Raw genomic sequence first — 15,688 nt, forward strand, 5'->3', positions numbered from 1 at the left:
AGTAGAGGGATAGCGGTTAGATGAGCGACCTTGCGAGAGAAATTACACCGGTCAACATTGAGGAAGAGCTGAAGAGCTCCTATCTGGATTATGCGATGTCGGTCATTGTTGGCCGTGCGCTGCCGGATGTCCGAGATGGCCTGAAGCCGGTACACCGTCGCGTACTTTACGCCATGAACGTATTGGGCAATGACTGGAACAAAGCCTATAAAAAATCTGCCCGTGTCGTTGGTGACGTAATCGGTAAATACCATCCCCACGGCGATTCCGCAGTGTATGACACCATCGTTCGTATGGCGCAGCCATTCTCGCTGCGTTACATGCTGGTGGATGGTCAGGGTAACTTCGGTTCTATTGACGGCGACTCCGCGGCGGCAATGCGTTATACGGAGATCCGTCTGGCGAAAATCGCCCACGAACTGATGGCCGATCTCGAAAAAGAGACGGTGGATTTCGTGGATAACTATGACGGCACGGAAAAAATTCCGGACGTCATGCCGACCAAAATTCCGAATCTGCTGGTCAACGGTTCGTCCGGTATCGCAGTAGGTATGGCGACGAATATCCCGCCGCACAACCTGACGGAAGTGATTAACGGCTGCCTGGCATATATCGACAACGAAGACATCAGCATTGAAGGGCTGATGGAACATATTCCGGGGCCAGATTTCCCGACGGCGGCCATTATCAACGGTCGTCGCGGTATCGAAGAGGCCTACCGCACCGGTCGCGGTAAAGTGTACATCCGCGCCCGTGCGGAAGTTGAAGCTGACGCGAAAACGGGCCGTGAAACCATCATCGTGCACGAAATTCCCTATCAGGTGAACAAAGCGCGCCTGATCGAGAAAATCGCCGAGCTGGTGAAAGATAAACGCGTGGAAGGCATCAGCGCGCTGCGTGACGAATCCGACAAAGACGGGATGCGCATCGTGATTGAAGTGAAACGCGATGCGGTGGGCGAGGTGGTGCTTAACAATCTCTACTCCCAGACCCAGCTACAGGTTTCCTTCGGTATTAACATGGTGGCGCTGCATCACGGCCAGCCGAAGATCATGAACCTGAAAGATATCATTTCAGCGTTCGTGCGCCACCGCCGTGAAGTGGTGACGCGTCGTACTATTTTTGAACTGCGTAAAGCCCGTGACCGTGCGCATATCCTTGAAGCTCTGGCGATTGCGCTGGCGAACATCGACCCGATCATTGAGATGATCCGTCGCGCGCCAACGCCGGCGGAAGCGAAAGCGGCGCTGATCTCGCGTCCGTGGGATCTGGGCAACGTCGCTGCGATGCTGGAACGCGCCGGTGATGACGCGGCGCGTCCGGAATGGCTGGAGCCAGAATTTGGCGTGCGTGACGGTCAGTACTACCTGACTGAACAGCAGGCGCAGGCGATTCTGGATCTGCGTTTGCAGAAACTGACCGGCCTGGAGCATGAGAAACTGCTCGACGAATACAAAGAGTTGCTGGAGCAGATTGCTGAACTGCTGCACATTCTGGGCAGTGCCGATCGCCTGATGGAAGTGATCCGCGAAGAGATGGAGTTAATTCGCGAGCAGTTCGGCGATGAGCGCCGTACCGAAATCACCGCCAATAGCGCCGATATTAATATCGAAGATCTGATTAGCCAGGAAGATGTTGTCGTGACGCTGTCTCACCAGGGTTACGTCAAATATCAACCGCTGACGGATTACGAAGCGCAACGTCGCGGCGGGAAAGGTAAATCTGCCGCGCGTATTAAAGAAGAAGACTTTATCGATCGTTTGCTGGTGGCCAACACCCATGACACCATCCTCTGCTTCTCCAGCCGGGGCCGTCTGTACTGGATGAAGGTCTATCAGTTGCCGGAAGCCAGCCGTGGCGCGCGCGGTCGTCCGATTGTCAACCTGCTGCCGCTGGAAGCCAACGAACGTATCACCGCGATTCTGCCGGTTCGTGAGTACGAAGAAGGCGTGAACGTCTTTATGGCGACCGCCAGCGGTACCGTGAAGAAAACGGCGCTGACCGAATTCAGCCGTCCGCGTTCCGCCGGTATTATCGCGGTGAACCTCAACGACGGCGACGAACTGATTGGCGTTGACCTGACTTCTGGTTCTGACGAAGTCATGCTGTTCTCGGCCGCGGGTAAAGTGGTGCGCTTCAAAGAAGACGCCGTCCGTGCGATGGGGCGTACTGCGACCGGTGTGCGCGGTATTAAGCTGGCGGGAGACGATAAAGTGGTCTCGCTGATCATCCCACGCGGCGAAGGCGCTATTCTGACCGTAACGCAAAACGGCTACGGGAAGCGTACCGCAGCGGACGAGTACCCGACCAAGTCTCGTGCGACGCAGGGCGTTATCTCTATCAAAGTGACTGAGCGCAACGGTTCCGTTGTCGGCGCGGTACAGGTAGACGATTGCGACCAGATCATGATGATCACGGATGCCGGTACTCTGGTGCGTACCCGTGTGTCCGAGATCAGCGTAGTGGGACGTAATACCCAGGGCGTTATCCTTATCCGCACGGCGGAAGATGAAAACGTGGTGGGTCTGCAACGCGTTGCTGAACCGGTAGATGACGAAGAACTCGACGCTATCGACGGCAGCGTGGCGGAAGGGGATGAGGATATCGCCCCGGAAGCGGAAAGCGATGACGACGTTGCGGATGACGCTGACGAGTAATATTATTGCTGTGCGAGGGCCGGATATCCGGCCCTTTTTCTTTGCCGTTGCGGGCTACGTCATTTACCGCTACCTTAGTCACACTCTATTTACATCCTGAGGCGGAGCTTCGCCCCTTTGAAATACCTTGCTTCCTTTCGAACCACACTGAAAGTCTCGCGCTACTTATTCAGAGCGTTGGCGTTACTCATTTGGCTCTTAATCGCCTTTGTTTCGGTGTTTTACATCGTCAATGCCCTGCACCAGCGGGAGTCTGAAATTCGTCAGGAGTTCAACCTTAGCTCCGATCAGGCGCAGCGTTTTATCCAGCGCACGTCGGACGTGATGAAAGAGCTCAAATATATCGCCGAGAACCGTTTAACGGCGGAAAACGGCGTCATGTCGTCGCGTGCGCGTGATGACAAAATGGTGGTGCCGGATTTTGAACCGCTATTCGCCGACTCTGACTGTGCGGCAATGGGTTCCGCCTGGCGCGGTTCGCTGGAGTCACTGGCCTGGTTTATGCGTTACTGGCGCGACAACTTTTCTGCGGCGTATGATCTTAACCGCGTTTTCCTGATTGGCAGCGATAATCTCTGCATGGCGAATTTCGGCCTGCGTGAAATGCCCGTGGAGCGCGATGATGCGTTAAAAGCGCTGCATGAGCGGATTATGAAATACCGCAACGCGCCGCAGGAAGAAAGTGGGAATAACCTTTTCTGGATAAGCCAGGGCTCGCGTCAGGGCGTGGGCTATTTTTATGCGCTGACGCCGGTGTATCTGGCCAACCGTCTGCAGGCGCTGCTGGGCGTCGAGCAGTCCATCCGCATGGAAAATTTTTTCACGCCGGGCAGTTTGCCGATGGGCGTCACCATTATTGATGAGAACGGCCATTCGCTGATTTCATTGACCGGTCCTGATGGCAATATTAAAGCGGAACCGCGCTGGATGCAGGAGCGTTCCTGGTTTGGTTATACGCCGGGTTTTCACGAACTGGTTCTTAAAAAAAGCCTGCCGCCATCCTCGCTGAGTATTGTCTATTCTGTGCCGGTAGATTTAGTCCTGGAGCGTATTCGTATTCTTATCCTGAACGCTATCCTGCTGAACGTGCTGGTGGGCGCAGGGCTGTTTACGCTTGCGCGGATGTATGAGCGGCGCATTTTTATTCCGGCGGAGAGCGATGCTCAGCGTCTGGAAGAGCATGAACAGTTCAACCGTAAAATCGTCGCCTCCGCGCCGGTGGGGATCTGTATTCTGCGCACTATTGATGGTGTCAATATTCTGAGTAACGAACTGGCGCACACCTACCTGAACATGCTCACGCATGAAGACAGACAGCGCCTGACGCAAATCATTTGCGGCCAGCAGGTCAACTTCGTTGATGTATTGACCAGCAATAATACCAATTTGCAAATTAGCTTCGTACATTCCCGCTATCGCAATGAAAACGTCGCGATTTGCGTGTTGGTAGATGTGAGTACGCGCGTCAAAATGGAAGAGTCGCTGCAGGAGATGGCGCAGGCGGCGGAGCAGGCAAGCCAGTCTAAATCCATGTTCCTTGCGACCGTCAGCCATGAATTGCGCACGCCGCTGTACGGCATTATCGGTAATCTCGATCTGCTGCAAACCAAAGAGCTGCCAAAAGGCGTGGATCGTCTGGTCACGGCGATGAATAACTCCTCCAGCCTGTTGTTGAAAATTATCAGCGACATTCTCGACTTCTCGAAAATCGAGTCGGAACAGCTAAAGATTGAGCCACGCGAATTTTCACCGCGAGAGGTGATGAACCATATCACTGCCAATTATTTGCCGCTGGTGGTGCGTAAGCAGCTCGGCCTGTATTGTTTTATTGAGCCTGACGTACCGGTATCGCTGAACGGCGACCCGATGCGTTTACAGCAGGTCATTTCAAACCTGTTGAGCAACGCCATTAAGTTTACCGATATTGGCTGCATCGTGCTGCATGTGCGCTGTGACGGCGATTATCTCAGCATTCGCGTGAGGGATACTGGCGTCGGTATTCCGGCGAAAGAGGTGGTTCGCCTGTTCGATCCCTTCTTCCAGGTGGGAACCGGCGTACAACGTAACTTTCAGGGGACCGGTCTGGGGCTGGCGATTTGCGAAAAATTGATCAGCATGATGGACGGCGATATTTCCGTTGATTCGGAGCCTGGCATGGGAAGCCAGTTTACGCTGCGCATCCCGCTTTATGGCGCGCAATACCCTGTGAAAAAGGGCGTGGAAGGACTCGCCGGAACCTGCTGTTGGCTGGCGGTGCGCAATACTTCTTTGTGCCAGTTTATTGAGACCAGTCTGGCGCGTAGCGGCGTTCATACGCAGCGTTATGAAGGACAAGAACCCGCCGCGGACGATATTTTGATTGTCGATGATGCGCTGGAGCATACCTGGCAGGGGAGGGCGGCGGTCGTCTTTTGCCGCCGTCATATCGGGATTCCGTTGGAAAGAGCGCCGGGCGAGTGGGTGCATAGTGTAGCGTCGGTGCATGAGTTGCCCGCGCTGTTGGCGCGTATCTATAGTATTGAGCTGGATAGTGAAGCGCTTTCCAGCGCATTGCCGACGGCGGATAAAACCGCAGATTCAAATGACGACATGATGATTCTGGTCGTTGACGATCATCCGATCAATCGCCGTTTGCTGGCCGATCAACTGGGATCACTGGGGTATCAGTGTAAGACAGCCAATGATGGCGTGGACGCCCTGAATGTGCTGAGTAAAAATTCTATCGATATTGTTCTGAGCGATGTGAACATGCCGAACATGGACGGCTACCGCCTGACGCAGCGTATCCGTCAGCTTGGGCTGACGCTGCCGGTAGTCGGCGTGACGGCGAACGCGCTGGCGGAAGAGAAACAACGTTGCCTGGAGTCCGGTATGGATAGCTGTTTGTCGAAGCCTGTGACGCTGGATGTGTTGAAACAGACGCTGGCGGTATATGCCGAGCGGGTACGTAAAACGCGGGTATAAAAAATGCCGGATGGCGGCGTTGCCTGATCCGGCCTACAAAAGATGCATCAATTGGTAGGCCTGATAAGCACAGCGCCATCAGGCATAGTAACCTGAAAGCGATTTATTCTTTGTCTGTCGGACTCAGAGTGACGGAAGAGAGATAGTTGAGCAGCGCGATATCATTCTCTACGCCCAGTTTCATCATCGCCGATTTCTTCTGGCTGCTGATGGTCTTAATACTGCGGTTGAGCTTCTTGGCGATTTCGGTGACCAGGAAACCCTCGGCGAACAGGCGTAATACTTCGCTCTCTTTTGGCGACAGGCGTTTATCCCCGTAACCGCCAGCGCTGATTTTCTCCAGCAGACGAGAAACGCTTTCCGGGGTGAATTTTTTGCCTTTTTGCAGCGCGGCCAGCGCCTTAGGCAGATCGGTCGGCGCACCCTGTTTGAGTACAATCCCTTCAATATCGAGATCCAACACGGCGCTCAGAATCGCCGGATTGTTGTTCATGGTCAGAACGATAATAGACAGGCTCGGAAAATGACGCTTGATGTACTTGATCAAGGTGATCCCATCGCCGTATTTATCTCCCGGCATGGAGAGGTCCGTGATCAATACATGCGCATCTAATTTCGGCAAGTTATTGATCAATGCTGTGGAATCTTCAAATTCGCCGACAACATTCACCCACTCGATTTGTTCAAGTGATTTGCGAATACCGAACAGTACAATCGGGTGGTCATCGGCAATAATTACGTTCATATTGTTCATGTATTGGGCTACCTTGCTACAGCAAGCTTTTGACGTAGGCGTCAATGTCGCTGATATATTTTTCTATACCTGGAGCATCTTTCTCACGAATCAGATGTTCCAGCGTTTCACATAACTGCTTGCCGGGTACCAGATTAAGCATGGCAAACACCCCTTTCAGGCGGTGGGCCGTTTGGGCCAGCGCAGCGAAATCGCTGGTTGCCGCCTCAGTATACAACCTCTTAACATCATCCGGTACTGTGTCTACAAATAGCGCATAATAACCGCTGGCATGAAGCTCGGCATTTTCATCTCCGCCGAGCGGGGAGGCGGGAATCTCTTCCTGCGCCAGTTGCTCTTCGATAAGTTGTAGTACAGCTTCCTGCATAGCATTGCTCATATTAAAGTTGACGCGCAACTGGCCCGGGCCAATTTTCCGCACGCCTGACTCATCATCGCTTAAAAGCAAGCCGGAGGCAGTAAGATTAGACGGATTATCCGTTAAAAAGAGATCATATTCTTGACTTATCTGCCGTTCATCCGGCGTGATGCAGGTGGCGCCCCAGTTTTCTAACTGACGCAGCACAATCGCGCGGACCTCGTTGGATGTCACATCGACCATCACGCTGACGTCGTCCAGCAGGCGCTCTTCGACCTGAGTATGCTGATCGTGAGGAAGCATTTTGACATGAACGGTATAGCGCGTGCCTAGCGTTTCTCGCGCTTTAATGTTGAGATGACCGCCCAGTTTGCGTGCCAGTTGATTGCATAGCCAGAACGTGAGCGGATTCGCTTTGCCGTAACGATCGCCCTGAGTTTCATTCATATACGGGAAATGCAGATTATCAATCTCGTTTAACGTTACGCCTTCGCCCGTATCCAGAATGCGGAAAGTCAGACGCTCCGTGATAGATTCATCCTGCTCAACTTCAAGCGTAATCTTACCCATAGCGGTCGTTGTAACGGCGTACTGAATCAACAATAGCAAAATCCGGCGCAGGGCATCGCGATCGCCCCAGCGCTCATCGGTACCGCTAAGGTGGTTATTAATCAGCAGTTGCAGCCCTTTACGCTTTATGGCGGGCAGCACTTCCGGCACGACTTCGTCAATAAGATCCTGAAGGGAGAACAGCGTTGCTTCGCTTTTCCATGCGTCATTTTCCAGCATATTCGCCAGTTGGATTTCATCGATCATACGTACCAAAACATCCGCTTGATCCACCAGTTTCAGGCTTTCCGGCGTGGTGGCCGCTGCGGCGTTAACCGCCAGTTGGCGTACGGGCTCTTTAAGCGTGTTGCTGATATTTTGCATAAAGGCGGCGCGCCCCTGCTGATTCTTCTCATACAGACGTTGCGCCTGTTTAAGCTTCTTATTCACCAGTACTTCCCGGTCCTGATCGCGAATAATAAAGATCTGCGTGCGGGGAGCGACCTGGCTACGAAACAGACGGATCTCATACAGTTCGTTGTTAATCGTCGCCTGAATCACGCCCTGATGCTGCTCCGCCATGCTGGTAATATTTTGCAGGTTGAGATGCGGCAATAGATGATCGGCGATTTTATTGCTGATCACGGTGCGGTTTCCTTCCTGATCGTAGACCAGCAAACCCAGCGGCAGCAGAGAAACGATCTCTTCATTAATGGCGCGTAAGACGCGAAGCTCGTTATTCGCCGCGCTGCCGGATGTTGATTCCGTCGTCCGTCCCGGCTGATGGCGAAACGTGGCGTAGCCAAATAACGCTAACGCCAGCAGCCCGATGTTCAGCAGTAAAGGCAGCAGAATATTTTGCAGCGTATCAAGCAAAAGCGTACCGAATGGCACCTGCCAGATCAGGCGCATTCCGGTAGAGTTCAGTGCTGAGGAGATCTCAATTTTTGAACCGTTAAAGCTAATACTGACGCTATCAGGCGCTTCCTTTTCACTGTTTCGTCCCGTTGCCTGGGTTGCGTCAGGCTCGATTCGAAAACTGTCCAGCGGCATTCCCGGCGGAATTAAATCATTAATGGGCAGATCAAACGCCACCACGGTCGCCAGATGTCCCGGCTGATTGAAGGTCGTGCGCAGCGTAAAATAGTGACCGTTTTGCCAGGCCAGTTTTCGTAATGAGGAGAAACTTTCGCGCTCATCCAGCGCATTCGCCTGCTGCAACATCTCTGCCCGACGGGAATCGACGATATTGCCAATAGTGGACTCTTTAAAGCCGGAAGAGAGATCTTTCAACGGTAGGGTGGAGATAAGAATCAGGCTGTTATCCTGTCCGTTGAGGTAATACATTGACCACGGTACATTTTCCGCGCCCCACAGCGTATCAAGATAGGTTGACATACGCTGCGTCATTTCCAGCGTGGCGCTGTCATGGGAGCCGAAAATCAGCGCTTCAGTTTTACGCCGCGGCTTTTCAAGATAGTACACATCCTGCTTCAGACGCGTTTCCTGAAGCCCTTCACCTGTCGATGGCGTAGTGGTCGCGGCGATGTTGTCATAAATTTGCCAGGTGACATACCGCCAGGTATCTACGCGTTTATGAATAGCGTGGGTAATATCGACAATTTGATAGCTTTTGTCTTTTAACCAGGCGTTGACGGCGCTCTGTACCATAACGCCCATCGTTACCAGTAGCACAATGATCAGCAATAAGAAGAAACGGGTAATGCTTCCCGGTAGAAGGGAGAATCGGGTAGAGACCGTTGTGTCAGACTGACTCATTTATGTTTACGACCTGTAAAAGCAACGCTGAAGGTGAAAGGGCAGTATAAAGGGTAATGAATGAATTTCCAGACTCTTACGTCATGCCGGACAACTTAACACGCGCTCTGTCGGTGTAGCGGGAAAAGCGTACAATATTCTCGGGGCGGTACAAATATAAAGATGGCTTATAATTATTTAGCACTAAATATCAAGAAATTATTTGATAATGGATAACAGCTTGAAGGGAAGATAGTAGTGAATAACCGTGATAGTTTTAGGCGGGTAGCATAGAACAGTCGATTTTGTGTAAAAAAGCGTAAAAAAAACCGAATGCGAAGCATCCGGTTGAAATAGGGGTAAACAGACATTCAGAAATGAATGACGGTAATAAATAAAGTTAATGATGATAGCGGTCACTATTTTAGTTGCGAATGAAGATTCTGTTTTATCATTCAGTGCTATGAATTTTATGAATTTAACCTGTTGATTTTAAAAGACTTGCAAATATATTTTATCTATTTGTGCTTATTTTAACTTGATTTTTGCTTTAAAAAAGTTCCGTAAAATTCATATTTTGAAACATGTATGTGGATAACTGTAACATCTTAAAAGTTTTAGTATCATATTCGTGTTGGATTATTCTGTATTTTTGCGGAGAATGGACTTGCCGACTGGTTAATGGGGGTTAACCAGTAAGCAGTGGCATAAAAAAGCAATAAAGGCATATAACAGAGGGTTAATAACATGAAAGTTAAAGTACTGTCCCTCCTGGTACCGGCTCTGCTGGTGGCGGGCGCAGCGAATGCGGCTGAAATTTATAATAAAGACGGCAACAAATTAGATCTGTTTGGCAAAGTAGATGGCCTGCACTATTTCTCTGACGACAAAGGCAGCGACGGTGATCAGACCTACATGCGTATCGGCTTCAAAGGCGAAACGCAGGTTAACGATCAGCTGACCGGCTATGGCCAGTGGGAATATCAGATTCAGGGCAACCAGACTGAAGGCAGCAACGACTCCTGGACGCGTGTGGCGTTTGCGGGTCTGAAATTCGCTGACGCAGGCTCTTTCGATTATGGTCGTAACTACGGCGTAACCTATGACGTGACCTCCTGGACCGACGTTCTGCCGGAATTCGGTGGCGACACCTACGGTGCTGACAACTTTATGCAGCAGCGCGGTAACGGCTACGCGACCTACCGTAACACCGACTTCTTCGGCCTGGTGGATGGCCTGGACTTCGCGTTGCAGTATCAGGGCAAAAACGGCAGCGTGAGCGGTGAAAATACCAGCGGTCGCAGCCTGCTGAACCAGAACGGCGACGGTTACGGCGGATCGTTGACTTATGCAATCGGCGAAGGTTTCTCTGTTGGTGGCGCTATCACCACGTCTAAACGTACTGCCGATCAGAACAACACCGCTAACGCTCGCCTGTATGGTAACGGCGATCGCGCTACGGTCTACACCGGCGGCCTGAAATACGATGCGAACAACGTCTATCTGGCGGCGCAGTATTCTCAGACCTATAACGCGACCCGTTTTGGTACCTCTAACGGCAGCAGCCCGTCTACCTCTTACGGTTTTGCCAACAAAGCGCAGAACTTTGAAGTCGTAGCTCAGTACCAGTTCGACTTTGGTCTGCGTCCGTCCGTAGCTTACCTGCAGTCTAAAGGTAAGGACATCAGCAACGGTTACGGCGCCAGCTATGGCGACCAGGACATCGTAAAATACGTTGATGTCGGCGCGACTTACTACTTCAACAAAAACATGTCCACCTATGTTGATTACAAAATCAACCTGCTGGATAAAAACGACTTTACCCGCGATGCGGGCATCAACACCGACGACATCGTAGCGCTGGGTCTGGTTTACCAGTTCTAATCAGCAAAAAGATGTTGCTAAAGGGCCTGCGGGCCCTTTTTTCATACCTTATTCCGGCGTACAAATACGACGTTTTGATATACGCTTGCGTCCATTCGAATGAGGATAATCAGCGATGAAAATGAAATTTTGCCGGGCCGTGCTTCTGGCGACCACTTTTTTATTCATGGGTTGCGACGAGGCTCCCCAAACGACGACAACGTCACCTGCCGCTCAGGTGCTGGAAGGTAAAACGATGGGCACCGTCTGGCGGGTGAGCGTGGTTGGCATCGATGCGAAACGCGCCGCAGAGTTACAGACGAAAATCCAGACTCAGCTTGATGCTGACGATCAGTTGCTCTCTACTTACAAAAAAGACTCCGCGCTGATGCGTTTTAACCATTCACGCAGTCTTGCGCCCTGGCCGGTCAATGAAGCCATGGCGGATATCGTGACCTCGGCGCTGCGTATTGGCGCGAAGACGGATGGCGCGATGGATATCACCGTGGGCCCGTTGGTCAATCTGTGGGGATTTGGGCCGGATCGGCAGCCGCTGCATATCCCAACACAAGCGCAAATCGATGCGGCAAAAGCGAAAACAGGCCTGCAGCATTTGCAGGTTATCGACAGGGCCGGACATCAGTTTTTGCAAAAAGATCTGCCGGATCTTTATGTTGATCTCTCAACGGTCGGGGAGGGCTATGCGGCGGATCATCTGGCGCGTCTGATGGAGCAGGAGGGCATCGCGCGTTATCTGGTCTCGGTGGGCGGCGCATTAAGCAGTCGCGGGATGAATGCGCAGGGGCAGCCGTGGCGTGTCGCGATTCAGAAACCGACCGACCGGGAAAACGCGGTACAAGCGATTGTGGATATCAACGGGCATGGTATCAGTACCTCCGGCAGCTACCGCAACTATTATGAGCTGGATGGCAAGCGCGTATCACACGTTATCGATCCGCAAACGGGACGCCCCATTGAACATAACCTGGTATCGGTCACGGTCATCGCGCCAACGGCGCTGGAAGCAGACGGCTGGGACACCGGCCTGATGGTGCTCGGTACGAAAAAGGCGAAAGAGGTCGTGCGGCGGGAAGGACTGGCGGTCTTTATGATCATGAAAGAGGGCGAAGGCTTTACAACCTGGATGTCGCCGCAGTTCAAAACGTTTCTGGTGAGCGATAAGAATTAAAACGCAAGATTGCGGGTTTTTGTGGGCGGATTTACGGACACACTGCATGTAAGCAAGCACTATGCTTAATGAAGGAGTCTATGATGAAAAAAGCGTTACTCACCGATGATGAATGCTGGCAACGGGTGCTGGCGCGCGATGCCAGCGCGGATGGGCGTTTCGTTTTTGCGGTGCGAACCACGGGCGTTTTTTGCCGTCCCTCTTGCCGCTCGAAACGGGCGTTACGCAAAAATGTTCGCTTTTTTGCCAACGCGCAGCAGGCGCTGGACGCCGGTTTTCGTCCCTGTAAGCGCTGTCAGCCGGATAACGCGCGCGCGCAGCAACGGCGGTTGGATAAGATTGCCTGCGCCTGCCGTTTACTTGAGCAGGAGGCGTCGGTGACTCTGGAATCCCTGGCGCAGACGGTGGCGATGAGTCCGTTTCATCTGCACCGTCTGTTTAAAGCGAGTACCGGAATGACGCCGAAAGAGTGGCAGCAGGCGTGGCGCGCCCGTCGGCTGCGTGAGGCGTTGGCGAAAGGAGAGCAGGTCACGGCGGCTATTTACCGCGCCGGCTTCCCGGATAGCAGTAGCTACTACCGTCATGCCGACCAAACGCTGGGCATGACGGCAAAACAGTTTCGCAAAGGTGGCGATAATGTCTCCGTTCGCTATGCACTGACGGACTGGGTTTACGGACGGTGTCTGGTGGCGGAGAGCGAGCGGGGGATTTGCGCGATTCTCCCCGGTGATAGCGATGATGCGCTACTGGCTGAATTACACACCCTTTTCCCGGCGGCCCGCCACGAACCTGCCGACGCGCCTTTTCAGCAACGGGTGCGGCAGGTTGTCGCGGCTATCAACACACGCGATGTGCTGCTCTCGTTGCCGCTGGATATCCAGGGAACCGCGTTTCAACAGCAGGTCTGGCAAGCGTTACGCGCGATTCCCTGCGGTGAAACGGTGAGCTATCAACAGCTTGCCGCGACTATCGGCAAACCCACGGCAGTGCGCGCGGTCGCCAGCGCGTGCGGCGCGAATAAACTGGCGATGGTGATCCCGTGTCATCGGGTCGTGCGCCGCGATGGCGCGCTCTCCGGTTATCGCTGGGGTGTGCGTCGAAAAGCGCAGCTATTAAAGCGAGAAGCGCAAAAAGAGGAGTAGCGATGCTGGATCTATTTACTGATGAAGTGCCCTGGCAAGAGCCGCTGGCACCTGGCGCGGTGGTGTTGCGCCGTTTTGCTTTTCGCGCGGCGCAGTCGCTGTTAGACGATATCGGGTTTGTCGCCAGTCAGTCTCCGTTTCGTCAGATGGTGACGCCGGGCGGCTACACCATGTCGGTGGCGATGACCAACTGCGGCGGGTTAGGGTGGACCACCGATCATCACGGTTATTGTTATTCTGTGCGCGATCCGTTGACCGATAAACCCTGGCCTGCGCTGCCGTTATCGTTTGCCAGCGTATGTCGTCAGGCGGCGATCGCAGCGGGGTATGAGAGCTTCCAGCCGGACGCCTGCCTGATCAATCGCTACGCGCCCGGCGCAAAGCTGTCTTTACATCAGGATAAAGACGAGCCGGATCTGCGCGCGCCTATCGTCTCAGTTTCGTTGGGGGTACCGGCCGTTTTTCAGTTTGGCGGCCTGCGTCGCAGCGATCCGCTCCAGCGGATCTTACTGGAGCATGGCGATATCGTAGTCTGGGGCGGCGAGTCCCGGCTGTTTTATCATGGTATCCAGCCGCTTAAAGCGGGCTTTCATCCCATGACAGGTGAATTTCGTTACAATCTCACCTTCCGTCAGGCGGCTGAAAAAGAATAAAAATAAGAATTATTATTGCTGTGCAGGTGGAGTTAGTTAAACTGCGGGCTGTTATTATCGGTCCGGGTTGTATGCATGGAACTTCTTATTCTTGTCTGGCGGCAGTACCGCTGGCCATTTATTAGCGTGATGGCGCTGAGCCTCGCCAGCGCGGCGCTGGGCATTGGCCTGATCGCGTTTATCAATCAGCGCCTGATTGAAACGGTGGATACCACAGTCATGGTGCTGCCGGAATTTCTCGGTCTGCTCCTGTTGCTAATGATCGTCACATTAGGTTCCCAACTGGCGCTAACCACTCTGGGACACCATTTCGTTTACCGCCTGCGCAGCGAATTTATCAAGCGTATTCTGGATACGCACGTTGAACGTATTGAACAACTGGGCAGCGCCTCTTTACTGGCCGGTCTGACCAGCGATATTCGCAATATTACTATCGCCTTTGTGCGTCTGCCTGAGCTGGTGCAGGGCATTATCCTCACCGTCGGTTCGGCGGCGTATCTGGCGATGCTGTCGACAAAAATGCTGCTGGTTACGGTTATCTGGATGGCTGTCACTATCTGGGGCGGATTCGTGCTGGTGGCGCGGGTTTACCAGCATATGGCGACCCTGCGCGAGACCGAAGATAAGCTGTACAACGACTATCAGACAGTGCTGGAAGGACGCAAGGAGCTGACGCTAAACCGCGAGCGCGCAGAGCAGATTTTTCAGCAATGCTATACCCCGGACGCCAAAGAGTACCGTCATCACATTATCCGTGCCGATACTTTTCACCTGAGCGCCGTCAACTGGTCGAATATCATGATGCTGGGGGCGATAGGCCTGGTCTTCTGGATGGCGAATAGTCTCGGCTGGGCGGATACCAACGTCGCGGCGACCTATTCACTGACGTTGCTGTTCCTGCGCACGCCGCTACTGTCTGCGGTGGGGGCGTTGCCAACGCTACTGACCGCCCAGGTGGCGTTTAATAAACTGAATAAATTCGCGCTCGCCCCGTATAAGCCTGATTTTCCGCAGCCGAAAGCCTTTCCGGACTGGAAGACGCTGGAGCTGCGCAACGTGGTTTTTCACTATCAGGATAACGCGTTTTCCGTGGGGCCCATCAACCTGACGATTCACCGCGGCGAATTGCTGTTTTTAATTGGCGGCAACGGTAGCGGGAAATCGACACTGGCCATGCTATTGACCGGTTTGTATCAGCCGCAATCGGGAACGATTTTACTTGATGGTCAACCTATTGCCGCCGGGCAACCGGAAGATTATCGCAAACTGTTTTCTGCGGTGTTCACCGATGTCTGGTTATTCGACCGCCTGTTGGGGCCGCAGGGGAAACCCGCGAATCCCGCGCTGGTCGATAAGTGGCTTGAGCACCTGAAAATGACGCACAAGCTGGAACTAAACGACGGGCGCATTTTGAATCTTAACCTGTCGAAAGGGCAAAAAAAACGCATTGCGCTACTACTGGCGCTGGCGGAAGAGCGCGATATTATTTTGCTGGATGAGTGGGCCGCCGATCAGGACCCGCATTTCCGCCGGGAGTTTTATCAGGTACTGCTGCCGTTAATGCAGGGAATGGGGAAAACCATTTTCGCCATCAGCCATGATGATCACTATTTTATTCACGCCGATCGTCTGCTTGAAATGCGTAACGGACAGCTAACAGAACTCACCGGCGAAGAACGTGACGCCGCCTCGCGTGATGCGGTAGCGCGTACCGCGTAATGCGACTATGACGCCGGATGAACTGCCTGATGGCGCTGCGCGTCGCCATCAGGCATTAAGTTATTTTTCTGCGGCGGGCGAG

The 15,688-nt window shown here is 53.1% G+C and carries 9 protein-coding genes; 7 read left to right on the plus strand and 2 right to left on the minus strand.

Features of this window, described 5'->3' with window-relative positions; genetic code table 11:
- The first annotated feature begins 20 nt into the window (after positions 1–20).
- Both gyrA and rcsC read left to right on the plus strand, forming a co-directional pair.
- On the plus strand, positions 21–2,657 hold the full coding sequence (gene gyrA, locus ACE15A_RS06955) for a DNA topoisomerase (ATP-hydrolyzing) subunit A (RefSeq protein ID WP_001281275.1): 2,637 nt from the start codon (positions 21–23) through the stop codon (positions 2,655–2,657).
- Between the two features lie 117 nt (positions 2,658–2,774).
- On the plus strand, positions 2,775–5,621 hold the full coding sequence (gene rcsC, locus ACE15A_RS06960; RefSeq protein WP_053530057.1) for a two-component system sensor histidine kinase RcsC: 2,847 nt from the start codon (positions 2,775–2,777) through the stop codon (positions 5,619–5,621).
- Positions 5,622–5,724: 103 nt separating this feature from the next.
- On the opposite strand, the gene rcsB is transcribed toward rcsC, so the two are convergent.
- Both rcsB and rcsD read right to left on the minus strand, forming a co-directional pair.
- Complete coding sequence (gene rcsB / locus ACE15A_RS06965) at positions 5,725–6,375, minus strand: response regulator transcription factor RcsB (protein ID WP_001061919.1); 651 nt, start codon at positions 6,373–6,375, stop codon at positions 5,725–5,727.
- A 16-nt stretch (positions 6,376–6,391) separates the two neighbouring features.
- Positions 6,392–9,061, minus strand: coding sequence for a phosphotransferase RcsD (gene rcsD / locus ACE15A_RS06970; protein ID WP_053507747.1), 2,670 nt, complete (start codon positions 9,059–9,061; stop codon positions 6,392–6,394).
- Between the two features lie 726 nt (positions 9,062–9,787).
- Here rcsD and ACE15A_RS06975 point away from each other — a divergent pair.
- The 5 genes from ACE15A_RS06975 (at position 9,788) to ACE15A_RS06995 (ending at position 15,606) form a co-directional block, all read left to right on the plus strand.
- Positions 9,788–10,924: a porin OmpC gene (locus ACE15A_RS06975; RefSeq protein WP_023248476.1), complete on the plus strand. Its 1,137-nt coding sequence runs from the start codon at positions 9,788–9,790 to the stop codon at positions 10,922–10,924.
- Positions 10,925–11,039: 115 nt separating this feature from the next.
- Positions 11,040–12,092 carry an FAD:protein FMN transferase ApbE gene (apbE, locus tag ACE15A_RS06980; RefSeq protein WP_053507746.1) on the plus strand — a complete coding sequence of 351 codons (1,053 nt, stop codon included), beginning with the start codon at positions 11,040–11,042 and terminating at the stop codon, positions 12,090–12,092.
- 80 nt (positions 12,093–12,172) lie between these two features.
- Entirely contained in the window at positions 12,173–13,234 is a 1,062-nt protein-coding gene (ada, locus tag ACE15A_RS06985) for a bifunctional DNA-binding transcriptional regulator/O6-methylguanine-DNA methyltransferase Ada (protein ID WP_044136400.1), read from the plus strand.
- A gap of 2 nt (positions 13,235–13,236) precedes the next feature.
- The gene (gene alkB, locus ACE15A_RS06990) at positions 13,237–13,887 is read left to right on the plus strand and encodes a DNA oxidative demethylase AlkB (protein WP_023248473.1); all 651 of its coding nucleotides are present in this window, start codon (positions 13,237–13,239) and stop codon (positions 13,885–13,887) included.
- Between the two features lie 75 nt (positions 13,888–13,962).
- Positions 13,963–15,606: a multidrug ABC transporter permease/ATP-binding protein gene (locus ACE15A_RS06995; RefSeq protein ID WP_053507745.1), complete on the plus strand. Its 1,644-nt coding sequence runs from the start codon at positions 13,963–13,965 to the stop codon at positions 15,604–15,606.
- Positions 15,607–15,688: the final 82 nt, after the last annotated feature.

Source organism: Salmonella sp. HY31 (genome assembly GCF_042604575.1).
GTDB classification, from domain to species: Bacteria; Pseudomonadota; Gammaproteobacteria; order Enterobacterales; family Enterobacteriaceae; genus Salmonella; species Salmonella diarizonae.